The sequence below is a fragment of the Alteromonas sp. 5NS40-0096 genome (assembly GCF_057544385.1).
In genome coordinates, this window is sequence record NZ_BAAJLQ010000001.1 from 321885 (window position 1) to 344344 (window position 22460).

At 46.0% G+C, this 22460-nt stretch carries 17 protein-coding genes and 1 other RNA gene; 7 read left to right on the forward strand and 11 right to left on the reverse strand.

Annotation, left to right across the window (positions count from 1 at the left end):
- The first annotated feature begins 1 nt into the window (after position 1).
- Positions 2 to 1612, forward strand: a complete 1611-nt coding sequence (locus AC27G9_RS01525; RefSeq protein WP_487070302.1) for a UvrD-helicase domain-containing protein — start codon at positions 2 to 4, stop codon at positions 1610 to 1612.
- A gap of 1171 nt (positions 1613 to 2783) precedes the next feature.
- Here the strand turns inward: AC27G9_RS01525 and ssrA are convergent.
- Positions 2784 to 3143, reverse strand: a transfer-messenger RNA (tmRNA) gene (gene ssrA / locus AC27G9_RS01530).
- A 135-nt stretch (positions 3144 to 3278) separates the two neighbouring features.
- Here ssrA and AC27G9_RS01535 point away from each other — a divergent pair.
- Positions 3279 to 4517 (forward strand): NADH:flavin oxidoreductase/NADH oxidase family protein, encoded by a 1239-nt coding sequence (locus tag AC27G9_RS01535; protein ID WP_487070304.1) that lies wholly within the window; start codon positions 3279 to 3281, stop codon positions 4515 to 4517.
- Between the two features lie 3 nt (positions 4518 to 4520).
- Here the strand turns inward: AC27G9_RS01535 and smpB are convergent, their stop codons facing one another.
- On the reverse strand, positions 4521 to 5000 hold the full coding sequence (smpB, locus tag AC27G9_RS01540) for an SsrA-binding protein SmpB (RefSeq protein ID WP_487070306.1): 480 nt from the start codon (positions 4998 to 5000) through the stop codon (positions 4521 to 4523).
- Between the two features lie 153 nt (positions 5001 to 5153).
- Between smpB and AC27G9_RS01545 the strand changes: the two genes are divergently transcribed.
- Both AC27G9_RS01545 and AC27G9_RS01550 read left to right on the forward strand, forming a co-directional pair.
- Positions 5154 to 5585, forward strand: a complete 432-nt coding sequence (locus AC27G9_RS01545) for a type II toxin-antitoxin system RatA family toxin (RefSeq protein ID WP_487070308.1) — start codon at positions 5154 to 5156, stop codon at positions 5583 to 5585.
- Positions 5585 to 5950, forward strand: coding sequence for an RnfH family protein (locus tag AC27G9_RS01550; RefSeq protein ID WP_487070310.1), 366 nt, complete (start codon positions 5585 to 5587; stop codon positions 5948 to 5950). The genes AC27G9_RS01545 and AC27G9_RS01550 overlap by 1 nt, the downstream gene beginning before the upstream one ends.
- A 3-nt stretch (positions 5951 to 5953) precedes the next feature.
- Here the strand turns inward: AC27G9_RS01550 and ppsR are convergent, their stop codons facing one another.
- Positions 5954 to 6766 carry a posphoenolpyruvate synthetase regulatory kinase/phosphorylase PpsR gene (gene ppsR, locus AC27G9_RS01555; protein ID WP_487070312.1) on the reverse strand — a complete coding sequence of 271 codons (813 nt, stop codon included), beginning with the start codon at positions 6764 to 6766 and terminating at the stop codon, positions 5954 to 5956.
- Between the two features lie 192 nt (positions 6767 to 6958).
- Here ppsR and ppsA point away from each other — a divergent pair, with 192 nt between their 5' ends.
- Positions 6959 to 9334, forward strand: coding sequence for a phosphoenolpyruvate synthase (ppsA, locus tag AC27G9_RS01560; protein WP_487070314.1), 2376 nt, complete (start codon positions 6959 to 6961; stop codon positions 9332 to 9334).
- Between the two features lie 58 nt (positions 9335 to 9392).
- On the opposite strand, the gene AC27G9_RS01565 is transcribed toward ppsA, so the two are convergent.
- Entirely contained in the window at positions 9393 to 9608 is a 216-nt protein-coding gene (locus AC27G9_RS01565) for a tellurium resistance protein TerC (RefSeq protein WP_487070316.1), read from the reverse strand.
- A gap of 193 nt (positions 9609 to 9801) precedes the next feature.
- On the opposite strand from AC27G9_RS01565, the gene ydiJ reads away from it, so the two are divergent.
- Complete coding sequence (gene ydiJ, locus AC27G9_RS01570) at positions 9802 to 12861, forward strand: D-2-hydroxyglutarate dehydrogenase YdiJ (RefSeq protein WP_487070318.1); 3060 nt, start codon at positions 9802 to 9804, stop codon at positions 12859 to 12861.
- A 28-nt stretch (positions 12862 to 12889) separates the two neighbouring features.
- Here ydiJ and AC27G9_RS01575 read toward each other — a convergent pair whose 3' ends face one another.
- From AC27G9_RS01575 to AC27G9_RS01605, 7 genes are all read right to left on the reverse strand, one after another.
- Positions 12890 to 13348 (reverse strand): GNAT family N-acetyltransferase, encoded by a 459-nt coding sequence (locus AC27G9_RS01575; protein ID WP_487070320.1) that lies wholly within the window; start codon positions 13346 to 13348, stop codon positions 12890 to 12892.
- 23 nt (positions 13349 to 13371) lie between these two features.
- Positions 13372 to 14517: a cupin domain-containing protein gene (locus AC27G9_RS01580; RefSeq protein ID WP_487070322.1), complete on the reverse strand. Its 1146-nt coding sequence runs from the start codon at positions 14515 to 14517 to the stop codon at positions 13372 to 13374.
- A 28-nt stretch (positions 14518 to 14545) separates the two neighbouring features.
- Positions 14546 to 15760 carry an adenylate/guanylate cyclase domain-containing protein gene (locus tag AC27G9_RS01585; protein ID WP_487070324.1) on the reverse strand — a complete coding sequence of 405 codons (1215 nt, stop codon included), beginning with the start codon at positions 15758 to 15760 and terminating at the stop codon, positions 14546 to 14548.
- Between the two features lie 47 nt (positions 15761 to 15807).
- Positions 15808 to 17181, reverse strand: coding sequence for an adenylosuccinate lyase (gene purB, locus AC27G9_RS01590; protein ID WP_487070326.1), 1374 nt, complete (start codon positions 17179 to 17181; stop codon positions 15808 to 15810).
- Positions 17182 to 17198: 17 nt separating this feature from the next.
- On the reverse strand, positions 17199 to 17825 hold the full coding sequence (gene hflD / locus AC27G9_RS01595; RefSeq protein WP_487070328.1) for a high frequency lysogenization protein HflD: 627 nt from the start codon (positions 17823 to 17825) through the stop codon (positions 17199 to 17201).
- A complete protein-coding gene (gene mnmA, locus AC27G9_RS01600; RefSeq protein WP_487070330.1) occupies positions 17825 to 18937 on the reverse strand; it encodes a tRNA 2-thiouridine(34) synthase MnmA in 1113 nt (370 codons plus the stop codon). The genes hflD and mnmA overlap by 1 nt, the downstream gene beginning before the upstream one ends.
- A gap of 155 nt (positions 18938 to 19092) precedes the next feature.
- The gene (locus tag AC27G9_RS01605; RefSeq protein ID WP_487070332.1) at positions 19093 to 19638 is read right to left on the reverse strand and encodes an rRNA large subunit pseudouridine synthase E; all 546 of its coding nucleotides are present in this window, start codon (positions 19636 to 19638) and stop codon (positions 19093 to 19095) included.
- Between the two features lie 429 nt (positions 19639 to 20067).
- Between AC27G9_RS01605 and AC27G9_RS01610 the strand changes: the two genes are divergently transcribed.
- Complete coding sequence (locus AC27G9_RS01610) at positions 20068 to 22290, forward strand: NADP-dependent isocitrate dehydrogenase (protein ID WP_487070334.1); 2223 nt, start codon at positions 20068 to 20070, stop codon at positions 22288 to 22290.
- Positions 22291 to 22460: the final 170 nt, after the last annotated feature.

Genomic DNA, 22460 nt, shown 5'->3' on the forward strand with positions numbered 1-22460 from the left:
AATGAGCTCTTATAATCCAACACTCCAGCAACAGGCCGCTATTGACTGTGAAGATAGCATTGTCATTACAGCTTGCCCTGGTAGCGGAAAAACCACGGTTATGAAGGAGAAAATCCGAGGGGTTACACCGAATCTACCTAGCCATAAAGGTGTAATTGCTATTACTTTTACGAAAAAAGCGAGTGGAGAACTTAAGAAACGCAGTAAAGAGAATGCTCACGACACAAAACTGAGCTTTTTCGGCACAATAGATAGCTTTTGCTTAAAAGAATTGATATTGCCATTTTTAGGTCGAATATGGGATGGCAAACCGTCTGATTGTAAGATAGTTAAGAAACTAGACTCTCATCAGCAACTTTACTTATCAGGAAAATACAATTCACCCACCTGTGATGAACTTAACTCTGATGCTGGTTTTAAGGCATTGTACGATGCAGGTATATTGTGGATGAGTAGTTTTGCTGCATTGTCATTATTCATTCTTAGCAACTCTGTTTCCGCGCGGCGCTATATAAGAGCACGTTATTCGCATGTTTTTATCGATGAATACCAAGACTCGTCTCAAGCTCAGCATGAACTATTCATAAAATTAAAAGAGCTTGGGTTAATCGCAACGGCAGTCGGAGACATTGACCAATCGATATATCAATTCAGGGGAAGTCAACCAGAGTTCCTGCTTGCCTTAACAGAAGATAAGGCTAACTTTCAGCACTTTGAACTCGACTTAAATCATAGATGTCATCCATCAATTGTTAATTATGCTTCTCGTGTTCTTGATCCTGCATACAAATTGATAGCTCATGAGGATGATATTCGTGTGTTTCGGCGTCTTATTGATGGAAATTTAAAAAATGCTGCAGAACAAGTTTCACCATGGATAGACGATTGGATAGAAAAAAACACAATTAACAACGCATCAGATATAGCTATCTTAGCTAAGAAAGAAATCTCGTTAAGAGAATTTTCAACAGGTTTAACTCATAATCACCGTCTATATACTGATACCCCTCTCAATGACATAGGTACCGAGTGTGCTGACATTTATTCAGATTTACTTTCATATAAGTTCGGAGCTGTTCCAACCGCTCAGGACGTAATAGAAAAGTATTTCTTTCAACTGCCAGAAAGAAATATGGCAGACATACGAAGACGGTTAAAAGGTATCCGATCAGAAACTAAGCTAGAGGATTTCATTGAGAAGAGTAACAGCTTACTTAAACTAATTGGGTTTGATGATTTTGAAGAAGAAAAAGATGCTGTAAGACTTATCTGGAGCAAAGATACATTGATTAAGCTTTTCAAACCGATAGCTGTAGATGAAGTCCAGTTAATGACACTTCATAAATCTAAAGGACTAGAATTCAAGATAGTATTTCATTTAGATATGGAGGAATGGTCCTTTCCACATAGAATTCCTGGTGATAACTGGGATGATGTTAATTACCCAAGCCTAGTCGAAGACACTAACCTGCACTATGTTGGGGTTACGAGAGCCGAGTTATGCTGCATTTTAATTCGTACATCGTTACGCAGAAACGCGCAAGGAAACTATGGAAATTCTAGGCCATCTTATTTTCTAGGTTTACCTCAACTTGAAGGGTTGTACCAATGAATCACATAGAAAGATTGAAACAAACAAAAAGAGCTTATTAGGAGCCGTCTAAATTACGTGTAACAAGCCAAAACACTCGGACACTCTGAACTGTGCTGGTGTTTGAGGCGTTGATGTCCGCTTTAGCAAAATTATTAGTTCTAGAGTGAGCTAAGTAGTCTTTTCGGAATGACCGCTTTTGACCAATTGCAGAAATCCAGTGTCAGAAGCCTGAACGTCCGCTGCTTGTCTTTTGCGGCCTGTCAGGTCAAGTCGAAACTTTAAATCAAATGAGTCAGATTAGATATTGGGCTACTGTACCTTAGCCCTGCTCAAATATGTTTTGTAACTTAGATGCGTCATATCAACCGAACTGTATAGTTCATCAATATATTTTTTTGCATATGCAACGTTAAGCTTGTGCAAATAGGTTCTTTGCCTCTCAGAATCGCTACCATGGCCTGTAAGCGCATTTTCCTCACTTTTTTATCAGCAATCCCCCGACCAGGACTTGGTCTATTAACGTCGTGAATGCGTGCCAGAAGCTGTGGAAGACAAGTTGCTAGTTGCCTTTATTGACCTTAGGAATATCCGCGTATTTGACGAATGCTTCGTTGTACCATTTTGAAATTTCATTACCTAAACCTTTTGACTTGTTTAGTCTTAGATCGTTGAACAGCAAGCCGCTTTTGCGTACCAATAAAGTCCGTCAACCCTGCATTCAATAGGTTGTCTGGTATTGGGGTTATGCGTAGTGATTGCGACGTTTATTTCGTTTTATCGAAGCCTTGTTTTTGCAATTTAGCGCATTGCCAATTTTCGTTAACATCAGAGCACCAAATACCATCAATGTTTTTATCCGATACCTCAAGAGCAGCCAACTCTACAACTCGCTTTCCCGTTTTAAAGGCAATTAACTGAGCCAAAAAGAGATAGGGCTTCGAGTGTGGAATGAATAGGCTACTAGGCGATAGTTTGTGCTGGTTGAAGGCGCATTAGAGTGAAGTAAAATTTCGTAATGGTACTGTTTCAATTTTTAACGGAAAGGTAAAGGCAAATAACAAGCATACCGTAACGGTTTTTAGTTGAAAAAATTTGAGCATAAGTTCCCAACACGTGTTTGTAACACAAAACGCAGCCGAGAAAGTCGAAGGAGGACAAGCCTTTTTAACTCAAGGCTTATCCTAAAAAGTGGTGGAGCTGGCGGGATTTGAACCCGCGTCCAGAAAATGTCTACTCTTGGTACTACATGCTTAGTTTGTCTTTTATTTAACCTCTTGGAACTCCGACAAACAGGATTTCCTTGAGGCTGGCCTAATACTATTTCGCGGTTCACCCTTAGACAAGGTTCCCTCGCTATCCTACTTGGATGACCTTCCGAATCCCCGCTAGCAGGAAGAGACTAGGGTGGAAGGGCCTATGCCGGTTATTAAGCGGCTAGTGCGTAGTTTTCGTCGTTTGCGACTATTTAAATGCGGCTTTTTTAAGAGGCCAACCGCTCCTCTGCATGCACCTCAAGCTTCCTAAGTCCTGTCGAATCCTAATCAGCCCCAGTGTTCGGTGGAGTATATCAATAACTTAGGCTCGGATAAATGGCTGATTACTAAAATCGGATTCAAATGGTGCATTTGTGTTCAAGGTAGATTAAAGTATCCGCGTTTCGGGCCTTGCAGGAAGTGTTAACACATTGTTATCAAAGGTATTTCAGTCATTTATATTGCCTAACGGTAAAACCACAAAAAACCGAGTAGTAAAAGCGGCAATGGAAGAGAACATGGCCGCTTTGGGGCAAGTGCCGGGTGCGGCCTTGTTGAACTTATACCGTTATTGGGCGCTGGGCGGGGCAGGGATGATCATCACAGGTAATGTGATGGTAGATAAACTGTCGATGACAGGGCCTGGTGGTGTAGCTTTGGAAGCAGAGACTTCACTTGAGCCCTTTAAGCAGTGGGCCAAAGTGATCAAGCAAGATGGCGCCTTGGCAATCATGCAAATTAATCATCCCGGTCGTCAGGTCCAAAAGTCCCTTGGTGGTAAAGTCATTGCGCCATCCGCAGTTCCAATGAAACTGGGGCGTCATTCCAAGCGTTTTCACGCCGCTGAGGTAATGACAAGTGCGCAAATCGACGACGTAAAATCTCGTTTTGTTGCCACTGCATGCCAAGCCAAACAGGCTGGGTTTGACGGCATCGAAATACATGCAGCGCATGGCTATTTACTGTCTCAATTTTTGTCACCATTACTGAATAAAAGGGAAGACTGTTGGGGTGGTAACCTGTGTAACAGGGCAAGACTGCTTGTAAATATCGTCAGTGAGATTCGCGCCAAATGCGGTAAAGACTTTATCTTGATGGTTAAACTCAACGCTGCCGACTTTACCGATGGTGGGTTCCATGAAGAAGACGCCTGTGAAGTCGCTCGTATGTTGGAAGCGTCGAGCGTAGATATTTTGGAAGTCTCCGGTGGTTGCTACGAATCGCCCGCCATGCAGGGTAAACCCGCGAATGCGAGCAAGCTGGCACAAGAGGCTTATTTCAAAGACTTTGCCCGCTGCATCGGCGAATCTACCTCGATACCTGTAATGACAACAGGGGGCATCAATCGACTTGCTGTGGCTGAATCTGTGCTGGAAAGCGGGTGTGAACTCATTGGCATGGCAAGTGCGTTGGCATCCACACCAGATCTAGTGAAGAAGTGGCAGAAAAACCCAATGTATAAGGGGCAAACGCCGCGCTGTGAATGGCGCGATAAACCCATGGCGTCGCTGGCAACCGTGGCCATGGTGAGACGCAACTTGCGCCGTTTAGGTTATGACCTAACGCCCAGCTACAAGCCAACAGCATGGTGGAGTTTGGTACTTGATAGAGTCAGGAACAAATCACTGACAAAACGTTATCGCAAGTCAGTGAGTCAAAGCGCGCAATAGTCCTTACGCGCTTTTCTTCATCATCCTTTCTTTTTGTCGAGCCCAGTCTCTGTCTTTCACCGCGTCGCGCTTATCGTGGCTTTGTTTACCCTTGGCGAGATAAATCTCGATTTTTACCCAACACTTTTTCCAATACATTGCGGTAGCAACGATGGAGAAACCTTGGCGTTCACGTGCACCGATGAGCTTGTCGATTTCTCGTTTACTCAGGAGCAATTTGCGCGAGCGGTTGGGGTCGGCAACAACGTGAGTCGACGCTTGATTTAACGGCGTAATGCGGCTGCCTTCGAGATAGGCTTCACCATTGTGAATATTGATGAAGTTATCGGTAATGTTCACTTTGCCGTCACGGATAGCCTTGATTTCCCAGCCCTGTAACACAAGGCCAGCTTCCATTTTGTCTTCTAAGTGATAGTCGTGACGCGCTTTTTTATTCTGCGCAATAGTGCCCGACGTATTTTTGTTCGATTTGTTCTTTTTCATGGCCGCTATTATACCCATAGTTAAACGCTTGTCTTTAGTTTGGCCGCAAATCGAGAGGAAAAAAGCCCGCGACAAAACAGGTTAGGGTTAAACGCACGCTACCTTCGTGCTAAACTCCACGGTTTTACGCCATATAAATAGTTGTTGTTTGTTATGCCGAGTATTCAGCGCAGCGCACTCGTATCGTTTAGTGCCCAATCGATGTTTGACCTAGTTAACGATGTATCTGCTTATCCCGAGTTTTTGCCGGGGTGCGCTGATAGCAAGGTGTTGTCATCGACAGAAACCGAAATGCAAGCGTCACTACTGGTGGCGAAAGCTGGCATCAAACAATGGTTTACCACCCACAACGTACTGACGCCCGGGCAGCGAATTGAAATGCGTTTAGTGGATGGGCCTTTTTCCTCCCTTACCGGAGGCTGGACCTTTTCGGCGTTGGCTGAAAATGCTTGTAAAATCGAATTGAGTTTGGATTTTGAGTTTAGCAACAAGCTCGCAGAAATGGCCTTTGGCAAAGTCTTTAGCCAGTTAACGGCGAGTATGGTAAATGCTTTCACAGATCGTGCTAAGCAGGTATACGCCTAATGAGTAGCATGGTAATTGAAATTGCGTACGCACTGCCTAACAAGCAAACGCTGTTGGAATTGTCAGTGCAAGAAGGGTGTTCGGTGGAAGAGGCAATCGAACAATCAGATATTCTTTCTCAACACCCAGAAATCGACTTGAAAGTGAATAAGGTTGGTGTGTGGAGCCGTGTGGTGAAACTGCGTGATACGCTGCGTGATGGCGATCGTATAGAAATCTATCGCCCTTTGATTGCCGATCCAAAGGAAGTCCGCAAACGCCGCGCAGAAAAAGCCGTAGCCGAAGGGCGCGCCGATAAAGTCACCGGCGGCCGCGTGAACAAGCTTCGTGCGAAAACTGATGGCAACGACGCTGCGAGCGAGTAATACTCAGTATTTGCGTCTCTGAAGCCCCGTCTCTGCAAGAATCTTGGCAGAAATCTCTTCAACTGAAAATTGCGTACTGTTGAGAAAAGGAATCTTTTCTTTGCGGTACAGGTTTTCGACTTCTCGCAATTCCATTCGGCACTGTTGAATAGACGCATAGCGGCTATTGGGGCGCCTTTCCGAACGAATTTGTTCTAGCCTTTCTGGTTTAATAGTTAGCCCGAAGAGTTTGTCTTTAAATCGCCTCAGTACAGGTGGCAGTTTTAACATGTCGCCCATGTCTTCTTCGGTAAACGGGTAATTCGCTGCTTTGATACCGTATTGTAGTGCCAAATAAAGGCTAGTTGGCGTTTTACCAGAGCGCGATACGCCCACCAATATAATATCTGCTTCGTGAAAGTCTTTTAAATTGGAACCGTCGTCGTTAGCAAGGGCATAGTTGACCGCCTCGATTCGAATATCGTAGGTCGTTTCATGAATACTGTGTGTGCGATGTTTTTCGGGTTTCGACGGTACGCCCAACACTTTTTCCAAAGGCGCAACGAACTGATCGAGAAAATTGTAGTTAATGCCAACAGATTTTGCGATGAGTCGACGAACGTCCGCATTGACAATTGTATAAAAAACGAGCGGTCTTTCTCCGGTATCTTGAAAACTTTCAGAAATTTTCGCTAACACCTTATGTGCTTGTTCTTCGGTTTCAACGAACGGAATAGTGACGTGGTTAAACTCGGTTGTGAACAGTGATAGTAGGGCGTGGCCGAATACTTCGGAAGTGATGGCAGTACCATCAGATATGTAAAATGCAGTCCTCACAGGGTGTCCCTTTTTGTTGTAATTTTATTACAGGTCATAATTAAATTTTACTTTCTTAATTCCTGCATTCTAGAATTTTTGTGTCGAAAAGCTAGTCCGTACAAAACTTTACGTGATTTAGCGGCGGCAACCCTAAAATACCCTACACTTACATGGGTGCCGAATTTTAAAAACGAGCTGGAGGCTTCACAGGTGCAAGATTACGTACTTTGGTATCAAGAATTGGGGATGCACGATGTGCCACGCGTAGGTGGCAAAAACGCATCGCTTGGTGAGATGATTTCTAACCTAGCGAATGCTGGCGTGCAAGTGCCTGGTGGTTTCGCTACCACTGCTGAAGCATTTAATGAGTTTCTCGACCAAAGCGGCCTTGAGAAACGCATCCATGACACACTCGATGTGTTAGATGTCGACGATGTTAACGCCCTTGCTGAAGCAGGCGCGAACATCCGTCAATGGATCATCGACACGCCATTTCAACCGGCGCTTGAAGAAGCCATTAGAACCGCGTTTGTCACCCTTCAAGGTGACGCAGGTGATGAAGCATCATTTGCTGTACGCTCTTCGGCAACGGCTGAAGATATGCCAGATGCGTCATTTGCAGGTCAGCAGGAAACCTTCCTAAACGTGAAAGGTTATGACGCCGTAATGGTGGCAATTAAGCACGTATTTGCTTCTTTGTTCAACGACCGCGCCATCTCGTATCGCGTACACCAAGGTTATGATCACAAAGGCGTTGCCTTGTCTGCGGGTGTGCAGAGAATGGTTCGCAGTGACATCGCTTCTTCTGGTGTTATGTTCACAATCGATACTGAATCGGGTTTCGAAGATGTCGTATTTGTTACCAGCTCGTACGGCCTTGGCGAAATGGTTGTTCAAGGTGCAGTCAACCCTGACGAATTCTACGTTCACAAGCCGACGCTTGATAAAGGGTTACCAGCCATTGTCCGCCGCAACTTGGGCAGTAAGCTGACCCAGATGATTTACTCTGATGACACCACTCACGGCAAGCAAGTTTCAATTGTTGATATTGAACGCGAACAAAGCCAAGTGTTCTCGCTGACAGATGACGAAGTTATGGAGTTGGCGAAACAGGCTCAGATCATCGAGAAGCACTACCAGCGTCCAATGGACATTGAGTGGGCGAAAGATGGCGTAGACGGCAAACTCTACATCGTTCAAGCGCGTCCAGAGACAGTGCGCAGCCGCGAAGACAGCCAAAGTATTGAACGCTTTAAATTGAAAGGCGAAGCTAGCAACATCGTTTGTGAAGGTCGCGCTATCGGCCACAAGATTGGTGCTGGTGAAGCGAAAGTGTTGGGCTCTATTGATGAAATGGACAAAATCCAGCCAGGTGATGTACTAGTCACAGACATGACTGACCCAGATTGGGAACCTATCATGAAAAAAGCCTCGGCGATTGTTACTAACCGTGGTGGCCGTACTTGTCACGCGGCAATTATCGCACGTGAAATGGGTATTCCAGCGGTGGTTGGCTGTGGTAACGCAACTAGCTCTATCGAAACAGGCGACAAGGTAACCGTATCCTGTGCCGAAGGTGATACTGGCTACATTTATGGCCAAGAAATGGAATACGACGTAGTAACATCACGCATTGATTCCATGCCCGACTTGCCGCTTAACGTGATGATGAACGTTGGTAACCCAGACAGAGCGTTCGATTTTGCTCGTTTACCACATAAAGGCGTGGGTCTTGCCCGTCTTGAATTTATCATCAACCGCATGATTGGCGTTCACCCGAAGGCGTTACTTAACTTCGACGAGCAGCCTGACGACTTGAAAGAAGAAATCAACGACATGATCGCGGGTTACGAGTCGCCAACTGAGTTCTACATCGAGAAATTGGTTGAAGGTATCTCAACTATCGGTGCTGCGTTCGCGCCAGAAAAAGTGATCGTTCGTATGTCTGACTTCAAGTCGAACGAATACTTCAATTTGGTCGGTGGTTACCAATACGAGCCTGATGAAGAGAACCCGATGTTGGGCTTCCGCGGTGCGAGCCGTTATATCTCTGACGATTTCCGCGACTGTTTCGCTCTAGAATGTGAAGCCATTAAGCGCGTTCGCAACAAGATGGGCCTCACTAACGTAGAAATCATGATTCCTTTCGTTCGTACTTTGGAAGAAGGACAACAGGTCATTGAGTTACTTGCTGAGCAAGGCTTGGTGAAAGGTGAAAACGGCCTGCGCGTTATCATGATGTGTGAATTGCCATCAAACGCGTTACTTGCTGACCAGTTCCTCGATATCTTCGATGGCTTTTCTATTGGTTCAAACGATTTGACCCAGCTTACTTTGGGTCTAGACCGTGACTCTGGCCTGATCGCCCACTTGTTTGACGAGCGCAATGACGCCGTGAAAGCCTTGTTGTCGATGGCAATCCAGGCGGCAAAAAAACGCGGTAAATACGTTGGTATTTGCGGACAAGGTCCGTCGGATCACGAAGACTTTGCAGCTTGGTTAGTGGAAGAGGGTATCGATAGCGTATCGCTAAACCCTGATACCGTCGTAGAGACTTGGTTGTATCTCGCTGGAAACCAGCAGTAACCGTTGGTGTTATGAAAAAGCCGCTCAAAAGAGCGGCTTTTTTAATGGGAATGCAATCTTACTTGAGCTTTCGGTTCAGCATGAAGCGGTCAACACGACGCGCGCCTCGGCTCATACTCTTTTGAAAAAATGCCAACCAACCTCGTGCTCTTGGCCAGTCATAACTGAGCAGCATTAGCCCGCCAATCACAAATAAAATGGAGCCAGGCAAAAGCGTAAATATAATCCCTATGGCGAACAACAAACCGCCTACTGTTAATCGAATCGCTTTCATATGCTCATCCAAATATTCTCGTCATAGTGAAAGGTTAGCGTGCATACTGCTAGATGCCTATTAAAAACCTGTAAAAATTTGTAAGCAAAGTATCGGCAGTAGCAATTTCGGTATACTAAATAACAAACTTTTCACTGGTTTATGGCGTAATCCTATAGAGACACCAATCGATGCTAGGTATACTTAGCAGCCTATGTTGAAGGGGAGAGCTTCCACGTTGAATTTGCCTGCAGTCGCACCCGAGTCGAGCCCAGCTCAGCACTATCAAACTTATCTTAATGCGTTATCTCAATCTGCTTTTAGCGGTGATATTGAATACAGCTATGGCGCTCGCTTAGCTGTCGCTACTGATAATTCTGTTTATCAAAAACTCCCGCAAGCGGTTGTTTTGCCAAAATCGATAGAGGATTTGCAGATTGTTGGTGAGCTTGCCAACCAGCATCCACTCGTGAAGTTCAGTGCTCGCGGCGGCGGTACTGGTACCAACGGGCAAAGCTTGACTGATGGTATCGTGGTCGATGTGTCTCGCCATATGAACAAGGTCCTCGAGATAAATGCCGAAGAGCAGTGGGTAAAAGTGCAGGCTGGCGTAGTAAAAGATGCGTTGAACGATGCCTTACGTCCATTTGGCTTTTTCTTTTCGCCAGATTTATCAACCAGTAACCGTGCCACGGTTGGCGGCATGATCAACACCGATGCATCGGGCCAAGGCTCGTTGGTATACGGCAAAACCAGTGATCACGTGCTGGAGCTAACGTCGGTTTTGGCCAACGGCGAGTGTCTGCACACCTCGCCTTTAAGCCTTGAAGCGGCCAAGACGCGAGCCAATCAAAGCGACACCTATGGGCGTATTTTGCGCCAAGTGTTTGCATCATGCGTAGATAAGCGCGAGCAAATTCTCGCTAAATTCCCAAGATTAAATCGATTTTTAACCGGCTACGACCTAGAACACGCATACGACAGTGACAATCAAAAAATCGATGTAAGCCGCTTGATAACGGGGTCTGAAGGCTCATTAGCCATGGTCGCCGAAGCCAAGTTGTCGATCACACCAATTGCGAATTTCAAAGCCTTGGTTAACGTCAAATACGATAGTTTCGAGTCGGCTTTGCGTCATGCGCCAAGAATGATTGCCGCGAATGCAACCTCGGTAGAAACCGTCGACAGCCGTGTACTCAACTTAGCCAAAACGGACATTATTTGGCATTCGATTGCAGACCTCATTACTGACGTGCCTAACAAAACCATGTTGGGCTTAAATATGGTTGAGTACAACAGCAATGATCAAGAAGAAATCGCGTCGCGAATTGCCCGTTTGGAAGAGGAGTTAACCAAAGCAGCTGAAACCGGCGAGTCTGGTGTCATTGGTTATCAAGTTACATTCGACGTGGCAGACATCAAAAAGATTTATGCCATGCGTAAGAAGGCGGTGGGGTTACTGGGTAAAACTGAAGGAAGTCAAAAGCCTATTGCATTCGCTGAAGATACTGCTGTGCCACCTGAAAAATTGGCTGACTTCATCATGGAGTTCAGAGCCTTGCTCGACGGGCATGGGTTGCAATATGGTATGTTTGGGCATGTCGATGCCGGTGTACTACACGTTCGGCCAGCCCTTGATTTATGTGATATTGAGCAAGAGAAACTGATGCACAGTATCTCTGATGAAGTTGTCGCACTTGTCGCTAAGTACGGTGGCTTGATGTGGGGAGAACACGGCAAGGGGTATCGTAGCGAATACGGACCAGCCTTTTTTGGCGAAGAGCTGTTCACCCAACTTCGCTTGATCAAAGGAGCGTTCGATCCATTTAATAAAATGAACCCCGGTAAGATTTGCACACCTGCAAAATCGGATGATGCATTGGTACGTGTGTCTGACGCCAAACGTGCGACACTAGACCGTACCATACCTGTGGCGTTCAAATCAGCATTTGAACCTGCAATGAGCTGTAACGGCAACGGCTTGTGCTTCAACTACGACACAACGTCTCCGATGTGCCCCTCGAGTAAAATTACCAAAGATAGGCGTCACAGTCCTAAGGGGCGTGCAGGCTTGATTCGCGAGTGGATTCGTTTATTGGCAGAGCAGGGAGTCAACACCGAAACACTGGCCGCCAGCCAATTTAAATCCTCGTGGTTCACAAGGTGGCGTAACTCACAGAAACAAACAGAAGACTTCTCCCATGAAGTGCTCGATGTGATGAACGGGTGTTTAGCCTGTAAGTCTTGTTCTAGCCAATGTCCTGTCGGCGTGGATGTCCCTGAATTTAGATCGACCTTTTTATCAATTTATTATCAGCGTTATTTACGACCATTCAAAGATCACATGGTTGCCAATGTCGAGAAGATGGCTCCCGTGTTGGCGAAATTCCCGTCGGTGGTGAATTTTTTCCTCGGCCGAAAACTAGTGCAAGGTGTACTTGAAAAAACAACAGGTTACGTAGATACCCCATTGTTATCGGTGCCAACCTTGCAAAACCGTGTTGCTGCTGAGGTAACTGATTTCAATTTAGCGCACTTTGAAGCAATGAGTGCAGAAGCGCGAAGTCAATACGTGTTTGTTGTACAAGACCCTTTTACCTCTTTTTATGATGCAACTGTTGTTGAGGCTTTGGTTAAAGTAGTGGCTAAATTGGGTTACAAACCAGTCGTATTGCCATTTCATCCAAATGGCAAACCTGAACACGTGAAAGGGTTTTTGGACCGCTTCGCGAAGACTGCAGCGAATACTGCCGCCTTTTTGAATAAAGTGGCAGCGCTAAACGTGCCAATGGTAGGCGCTGATGCCTCTCTTGTACTTTGCTATCGCGATGAGTATACAAAAGCCTTGGGTGATAAGCGTGGTAACTTTAATGTAAGCATGATTAACGAGTGGCTAGTGTCATTACCCGATACGGTCTGGGAGTCGATAACAACAAACGAATCAAACTCGCCACTGGCTTTGTTTGGGCATTGCACAGAAAAAACCGCATTACCGAAAAGCGAACAACAATGGCGTGGTATCTTCGCTAAAGTGAATCAAAACGTCGATATTGTCAGTGTCGGTTGTTGTGGTATGGCAGGCACATACGGCCACGAAGCTGACCAAAAAGAAAAGTCGCTTGGGATCTACGCCTTGAGTTGGGAACAAGCCATTGGTCGTTATTCTGGAGAGCAGATATTGGCCACGGGGTATTCATGCCGTAGCCAAGTCAAACGAGTAGAAAAAATGGGAGTGCGACACCCCATTGAAGCCTTACTTGAAAGGCTACACTAACCAAAAGGCCTGCAATTGCAGGCCTTTTTTAATGCATCTGGGTAACGTCTGGCAGTGTGAAATGCTGAGTTTGGCATGCCATCCGTTGGCGTGGAATGCCAGCTTCCATGAATGCTGGGCCATGGGGTTTAAACCCGAGCTTGCGATGATAATCCACACTCGATAGATCGCATCTCACATGGAGGTGCTTAATATCGTTATCTTTGGCGATTTGGATAAGTGTTTCGAACATTAACCGGTATAGGGGAAGGGTACGATACTTTCTTCTAACGGCAATTCTGCCCAGTTCACCGTCTTGCGTCAGCCTACCCGTAGCGACAGGTGTGCCCTCGCTGTCATTGATAATGATATGATGAGCCGTTAAGTCGTAACCATCGAACTCTGCATCTCGAGGAAGCTTCCATTCGAAAATAAATACTTTTTCTCGCAGTTGTGTTAACCGCTGTTTCGCTGTTGTCCAGCTTACATGCTCTACTTGATAAGTCATATCACCCAACCTGAAATGTAAAATTACTCCTCTTCTTCTGTTGTTATCCAATATCCCTTACTAATTAGCGTAGCCAATATTGGCAATAACGCAAATCCTTGATTATGGTCAAGTATGTGACGGTTGAGTTCAGGGGCGTCAATCACTGCCATCAGTTCAGTAATGTCGCCTTTTGGTAGTCGGAAAGATTCTCCATCAATAAACAAATGAAAATGGTCATTGCCGGGCAATTTTCGTGTGAGTGGACGCAGTCCAGGCACAGGTTCATAAGTGACGCCTTGCTCCAAGTGTTTTTCTAACTGGCTCGTATTAATCGGCGTATCGAGTGGTGTAAACTGCATATGTTGCTGGCTTAAATGCCTAACTAAAGTGGCTTGCCATTCAGATGTTTCCATCATGTCCATGAGCAAATGATTTAGCTTAGACATTTCACTATCGACGAGCATACTGGGGTGCAGACGGGGAGTAATATCAGGATCGCTAAATCGTTTTGATACGGAATTTTGATTGAATGTCATATCAGCGACAGCTGAAGTGAGCTGCGTTTGGTCTGGCGCGCGAAATCCTATTGAGTAGGTGAGGGCATCTTCAATCGTTGTACCGGCATGTGGCCAGTTTGGAGGAATGTACAGGGCATCGCCGGGTTCAAGTTCTACATCAATAATTGGGTTGAACGCTTCTACCTGACACAAATCTTTGTGTGGTGAAGTGGCTGCACTGCTGTTGGGTTCGCCGACTTGCCAGCGTCGCTTCCCTTTACCTTGCAGTAAAAATACGTCGTATTGGTCAACATGCGCGCCTACGCCAGCACCACTTACGGCGTAAGAGATCATCAAGTCATCCATCCGCCAATAGGGCACAAAAGCAAATTGTCGCATCAGCTCACTGGCTGCATCTACATAGCGATCAACGGCTTGCACCAGTAGCGTCCACTGGCCTTGACAGGAGTCTTGGAAATCATCAAAAGGGCCGTGAAAAACGTCCCATTTGCCGTCAATGTGCCGTACGATCCGGCTATCTACCTCAGGCTCCATCGCAAGGCCTGCCAAATCATTCTCATCGAGAAAATCTTCAAAGTTAGGGATGCATTGGCGAATCACTAGCGGCTTTTTCTGCCAATAGTTTTTGATGAAATCGTCTGTACTTAAGCCGGATACGGTGTTGCTCATGGATACCTCTCATATCAAGTGGTCGCCATTATGCTTGTCTAGACTGAGCCATGCAAATACCCAATTGGTAATGTGTAACAGTGCCAATTCCCCTAATATTCGTGGTGCGTTCTTCATCGAGTAAAAAGTGAGCTTTTACAATATGCGCAGTGTTTTTGCAGATGTTGATTTGATTCGTATCAGCCACGTGCTCTAAGCGGCTTGCAAGGTTTACCGTTGTTCCCCAAATATCCAGCATCGGGCGGGTCTCGCCCATTACGCCAGCCGTAATGGGTCCAGTGGCAATACCGATTCGAATATTGAGTTTGATTTCATGAAGTCGTTCAATGACTTGTAGCGACTCTATCATCGCTCGTGCAGCAAAACACAAGTTGATGATCGCTTGTTGGTTGTCGGCCTTCTTGTTATCAGCGTAAAGGGCTAATGGCGTGCACGCCATGTATTCATCGCCGTTGGTTTTAAGTTTTTGACAACCATAGGCCAACAACACCTGGTCAAATTGGCAATACAAGTTGTGGAGTAGGTTCACGATACTGGTGTCTGATCGTTGCTTGCACAAAGAAGCGAATTCCACAATGTCAATAAACAGTACACTGGCTTTGGCAATGTGAGCGCAAGTGCCTGGACGCCAATGCGCTTCCTGGGTGTTATCGGCGTAGGGCCAGTATTGGCTCAAACGGCGTTTCGACCTCGCTAGACTATGAGCAATGTTACTCCATTCATACTGAGATGAACGGTGCAACAGTGCGCTCAAAATAAATAGGCAAACAACCAAAGAAATGCTATTTGCCACTTCCAGTTTGGCGCGCCAACCTGATACAGGCCAGAACCAAAACAGCGTGATGGCGATATAGCTGCCCATCAAGATCCCACACAGACGAGTCCTTGCATGTTGTTCATTGGCGCCGTAGAGATACGCCGATGCCACGATACCTATGAGAAAATTATCGTGGATTCCAATGTTAAGCCGCCAAGCCACGCTTGCACTGACAATGTAGGAGATGAATACGCTAACGAGACCTTTTCGAAGCCTTGTGACATCGCTGTTGGGCCAGAGTGTCAACGCTAACAATGACAAGCCATGTAAGAGGATTAAATAAACGCCATTCCAACCAATAGCTCCTGTATTGGCGAACGCTACAGGCAAGTGGAAGCTGAGAAAGCACAAGAGGATCCAACTGGCCAAACGCACATTGCGATAGCATACGGTAGGTGATTGAAAAACAGAAACGTTGTGTGACATGGTTAACCTGCCGAAGTAATGGACTTCGACAGGTTAACTAAAGCAGATTACTCTGGTAACTGGTCAACTAGACGGATTGCTTGACCAATGTAGGTATCGGGAGATAGTGATTTCAGTGACGCTTTCGCTTCTTCTGGCATCGCTAAGTCATCAATGAATGCAGCGATGATATCGGCATTGACTTTTTTGCCTCGAGTTAGCTCTTTTAGCTTCTCATAAGGCTTTTCGATACCGTAGCGGCGCATTACTGTTTGAATTGGCTCTGCCAACAGCTCCCAGTTATCGTTGAGTTCGTCAAGCAAGCTTTGCTCATTGACCTGTAGCTTGCTGATCCCTTTCAATGACGCTTGATAAGCGATAACTGCGTAGCCCACGCCCACACCAAGGTTGCGTAAAACCGTAGAGTCGGTTAAGTCACGCTGCCAACGAGAAATGGGTAGCTTCACTGCCAAATGAGAGAATATGGCATTGGCTAGACCTAAGTTGCCCTCTGAGTTTTCGAAATCAATGGGGTTCACTTTATGCGGCATGGTTGAAGAACCAATTTCGCCCGCAATTGTCTTTTGTTTGAAGTGGCCCAGGGCAATGTAACCCCAGATATCTCTGTCAAAGTCGATAAGAATCGTATTGAAACGAGCCACGGCATCGAACAGCTCAGCGATGTAATCGTGTGGTTCGATTTGTGTTGTGTATGGGTTCCAAGTCAATCCCAAGCTGGTTACGAACGACTCTGATGCCGCATGCCAATCGATATCAGGGTATGCAGAAAGGTGGGCATTGTAGTTACCGACCGCACCATTGATCTTACCCAAAATAGTGACATCCGCGACCGCGTCGCGTTGGCGGCGTAAACGCATTACTACGTTGGCCATTTCTTTGCCCATAGTCGTAGGAGAAGCAGGCTGACCATGCGTTCTCGCCATCATAGGAACGGTTCTGTATGCCTTCGCCAAGCCCGTGATTTCCGTAATGAGTTTGTCTAGGTAGGGCAGTAACACGTCTTTGCGAGCGTTTTCTAACATTAAGCCATGAGACAAGTTATTGATGTCTTCAGACGTGCAGGCAAAGTGAATGAACTCATTCACCGCGTTGAGTTCACTGTTGTCTGCGACTTTTTCTTTTAAGAAATACTCAACCGCTTTTACGTCGTGATTGGTTGTGCGTTCGATGTCTTTGATACGCATTGCGTCATCAACAGAAAACTCAGCAACAATTTTGTCTAACTGGGCGTTTGACTTGTCGCTAAATGTAGGGACTTCCTCAATTTGTGGGTGTGAAGCCAGCATTTGTAACCAGCGAACTTCAACTTCGACGCGATACTTGAGTAGACCGTATTCGCTGAAGATACTTCTAAGTTCAGCTGCTTTTGACGCATAGCGTCCGTCTACCGGGGAAATTGCGGTTAACTGAGTCAGTTCCACCTTGTGTGCTCCTATGATTAATTGATTAGTCGTAATGCCGACTTAGCGCTATGTAATATTTGTGTTCGTTTAAATAAAATTGCGCGCCTGCTTCCGCCCATTTGACGCCACATTACCGCCGAACGTACGCCTGCCAAGAGCAATGCGCGAACTCGTTCTTGATTACTGGTTTGCCCCAAATAATTGGGATTGCCCGCCACTTGAATACGCGGAGCAAGGGGGCTCACAACATCGGAATAAATACTGGCAAGTGATGACGCGATTTGCTGGTTCTCAAAGTCAACGTGGGCCAATTGGCGCTGCACGTGGGAGATACGCTCTGCGAGTTCATTCAAAGCTCTTGGGTGCTTGGTGAGTTTGCGCTCAAGGCCGAGCACACTCGCAATATATCGCGTGAGTTCAGTGTCTTTGTGTGAGCCTTCATTACCCAGTTGGGCGACGATGACCTGATAGCCTTTTTTCAGATTGTCTAACTGCCCGAAGACTTGTTGAGGTGTCTCAGGGTCGGTAACCAAAATACTCGATAAACTGGCCTCATAAGCCTGTTTATCGATAGTGCCGCGTCTAGCTAATTGCTGGACAAGCGACGCTGCCTGACAAACGCCAGCCAGCGCGAGATGTTGCTCAATTTTGGGGTCTAACATCAGCGAATATAACTCTCGATAATACCGCCACCAAGGCACACTTCATCGCGGTAAAAAACCGCCGATTGCCCTGGTGTTACTGCTTTTTGTGGTTCATCAAACTCGACTCGAATTTCATCGTCGCTTACCGGTACTAAAGTGCAGGGGATATCGGTCTGGCGATAGCGGGTTTTTACCACGACTTTTTGTGGCTCGGTGATCGCCATACGATCTACCCAGTGTAGCTGGTTAGCAATCAACCCTTTCGAATAAAGACGCTCGTTATCCGCGCCTTGCCCAACAATCAGTACATTGCGTTCGACGTCTTTGTCAACGACATACCAAGGTTCATCACCATGCTCTTTTTTACCGCCAATATGCAAACCCTTACGTTGGCCCAACGTGTGATACATTAACCCTTCGTGTTTGCCTATTTCTTCGCCTTCAGCCGTTTCGATGATACCCGGTTGAGCCGGAAGGTAACGAGACAAAAAGTCTTTAAACTTGCGTTCGCCGATAAAGCAAATGCCTGTGCTGTCCTTTTTGTCGTGAGTAATCAAATCTTGCTCTTCTGCAATGCGACGGACCTCTGGCTTTTCAATTTCACCAACGGGGAACAAGGTTTTGGCAACGTGCTCTTCACCTAACGTGTAAAGAAAATAGCTTTGGTCTTTGTTGTTGTCTAAGCCTCGCAACATTTGCCATTTGCCGTCTTTGAATCGGCGGCGCACATAGTGGCCGGTCGCGATGTAGTCAGCACCTAAGTCTTCCGCAGCGAACTCAAGGAAAGCTTTAAACTTAATTTCCTTGTTACACATGATATCGGGATTGGGAGTGCGGCCCGCTTTGTATTCTTCGAGGAAGTACTCGAATACATTGTCCCAATATTCCGCTGCGAAGTTGATGGTATGAAGTTCTATGCCCAACTTGTCGGCAACGGCTTGTGCATCGGCTAAATCCTCTGCAGCAGCACAGTATTCGTCATTGTCATCCTCTTCCCAGTTCTTCATAAATAATCCTTCCACCTGGAATCCCTGCTGTTGCAATAGGTAGGCAGATACCGAAGAATCTACACCGCCGGACATACCAACGATGACTTTTTTGGTTTCAGGATTTTCAATCTCAGAATGCATAATGCTCCGTACAAAACTATGGTCAATTTAGGGTCGCGAATTCTAGCAGAAATTGTGTTCATTGACATCAAATTCAAGCGCGATTCATGTGAATTTTGGTTATAAAATAGCGCCGCTAGTGATAGTGTGAATAACAATCTTTCTTTCGCGCATTGTTATGCGTCAAATTGCACGTATTCGCCGTTGGCAATGCCATCAATGGTCCAGTTCCCAACGCGGTATCGAATCAATCTCAATGTGGGGTAGCCAACGTGGGCTGTCATACGCCGTACTTGTCGGTTTCTACCCTCACTAATGGTGATGGAAAGCCAACTGGTTGGGATGTGTTGGCGAAACCTTACTGGCGGATTGCGATCCCAAACCGCAGGTGGCGCCATGGCTTTGACTTTTGCTGGCTTGGTCATGCCATCTTTCAATTCTACGCCTGCTTGCAATTGTGCAATGGCTTCTTGGGTCGGCTCCCCTTCTACTTGTACCCAATAGGTTTTGCTTGTTTTGGCTTTCGGATGAGCTAATTTGTGCTGCAATTTTCCGTTATTGGTTAACACCAACAGCCCCTCTGAGTCCCTGTCTAGCCGACCTGCGGCGTAAACATCTGGAATGTCGATATAGTCTTTCAGCGTTTCTCTGCCATCGGCATCGGTGAACTGTGATAGCACTTGAAAAGGTTTGTTGAACAGGACGACACAACTTTTGCTCATTATTTTCCCAGCACAAAATTTGATGAATGATTTTGTATAATTCTAACAAATAATATGAGGGAAGAAGTGGTTAAAATTTGGCTAATTCCGCCGAGTTGGTGGTTTTTTTACAAGAAAATCTACAATAAATGAATAAAGTTGCAAGATAAGACAATGGTATGACTTGTAACTACTTTATTCGTCCCTATACTAATGTTCGCGGCGTTTATACTCAGTATTTACCAAACAACACATTGGATGGCGCAAGACGCGTCAAAAGTTGTTTCCCAATACGGTTCCTGTCGTTCTAGTACAGCGATTTATATGTGTGAAGGGACCGCCGCAAAACACCCTTCACTGCAGAACAAAACTGCCGTCATGAGGCGAACGTTATGCGCCCACATGAATGGACTTAACCGGTACCCGTTACCGCTACATTTGAGGTATATAATGACCAAAGGCAAGTCAACGATTATCTATACGAAGACGGATGAAGCGCCAGCATTAGCGACGTATTCATTGCTTCCAATCATCAAAAAGTTCGCTGGTGCAGCTGACATCGATGTCGAATTAAGCGACATTTCTCTAGCTGGACGTATCTTAGCAACTTTCCCAGAATTTCTAGATGACGATCAAAAAACGCCAGATGCGTTGGCTGAGCTTGGAGGGTTAACCCAAAACCCTGAAACAAACATTATTAAGCTGCCTAATATCAGTGCGTCGATTCCTCAGTTGAAAGCGGCAATCAACGAGCTGAACGAAAAAGGCTTTAAAGTACCTGAGTTCCCAGAAGATCCTCAGAACGACCAAGAAACCGATATTCGCGACCGCTACAGCAAAGTATTGGGAAGTGCGGTAAACCCAGTGTTGCGCGAAGGTAACTCTGACCGTCGTGCTCCAGCCGCAGTGAAAAACTACGCGCGCAAACACCCTCATTCAATGGGCGCTTGGAGCCAAGCTTCACGCACACACGTTGCGCACATGCGCGGTGGTGACTTCTACTCTGGTGAGAAATCGTTGACAGTAGAAAAAGCGGGTCACGTCAGTATCGAGTTCACAAATGCAAAAGGCGAAAAGAAAGTACTTAAGCCTCGTGTCGATTTGCTTGCAGGTGAAGTGATCGATGGCATGTTCATGAGCAAAAAAGCGCTGTGTAAATTCTTCGAAGAACAAATCGAAGACGCGAGAGAAACTGGAATTTTGTTCTCTTTGCACGTGAAAGCGACCATGATGAAAGTGTCTCACCCAATCGTATTCGGTCACTGTGTAAAAGTGTTCTACAAAGATCTATTTGAAAAACACGGCGAGTTGTTTGAACAATTAGGCGTCAATGCCAATAACGGTTTAGGTAGCGTTTACGATAAAATCGCGAGCCTACCTGAGTCTCAGCGTTCTGAAATCGAACGTGACATCAATGCGTGCTACGAAAACCGTCCGCGCATGGCGATGGTTAACTCAGACAAGGGTATATCTAACCTTCACGTTCCAAGTGACGTAATTGTTGATGCATCTATGCCAGCAATGATCCGTAACTCTGGTCAAATGTGGGGGCCAGATGGAAAGCCTGCTGATACAAAAGCGGTGATTCCAGAAAGTACTTACGCAACCATTTATCAAGAAGTCATTAACTTCTGTAAAACCCATGGTGCATTTGATCCTACGACAATGGGTACCATCCCTAATGTTGGTTTGATGGCGCAAAAAGCCGAAGAATATGGGTCACACGATAAGACTTTTGAAATGACTGAAGACGGTACTGTTCAAGTTATTGACCAAGACGGCACTGTTCTTATTGAGCATCAAGTAGAAGAAGGCGATATCTGGCGTATGTGTCAGGCGAAAGATGCGCCGATTCAAGATTGGGTAAAACTTGCTGTAACGCGTTCTCGCCAGTCTGGCATGCCAGCCGTATTCTGGTTAGATGATGAGCGTGCACACGATACGCAATTGATCAAGAAGGTTGAGGCTTACTTGCAAGACCACGATACAGATGGACTAGATATTCAAATCATGTCACCTGTCCGTGCGATTCGCTACTCTATGGAACGTGCAATCCGAGGCCTAGATACTATTTCTGTTACCGGTAACGTATTGCGTGATTACCTCACTGATTTGTTCCCAATTCTCGAGCTAGGTACAAGCGCCAAGATGCTATCGGTGGTTCCACTAATGGCGGGCGGTGGCCTGTTTGAAACTGGTGCAGGTGGTTCAGCGCCTAAGCACGTTCAGCAGTTTGTTGAAGAAGGTCACTTGCGTTGGGATTCACTTGGTGAGTTCCTTGCACTGGCGGTATCGCTAGAAGACTTTGCGAATAAGCAAGGTAATGCGCGCGCGAAAATCTTGGCTGATGCCCTAGATAAAGCGACGGAAACCTTGCTAAATGAAGGTAAATCTCCGCTTCGTAAAGCAGGTCAACTTGATAACCGTGGTAGCCACGCTTACTTGGCGATGTACTGGGCTCAAGAAGTGGCGGCACAAACTGAAGACGCTGCGCTTGCAGCCGAATTCAAATCTGTTGCTGATGAGTTGACTGCCAATATGGATAAAATCGTCGAGGAAATCTTGGCGACAGAAGGCAAGGCGACAGATATCGGCGGTTACTACGCGCCAGATTTTGACCTAGCGTCTGCAGCAATGCGTCCAAGTGCAACGTTGAATAGCATTATCGGCTAATCCGTTCATTAACGATAAATAAAGCCCAGTTTTTACTGGGCTTTTTTGTATATGTAGCAAAATGAATAACGCCGGTAATTAGACCTTCGGTGCGCATTTTTATATGTCGTTCGTTGGTTTTATCGAGGGCGCTATACCTGTACAAAAGGTGTCCCGATTACAACATTCTG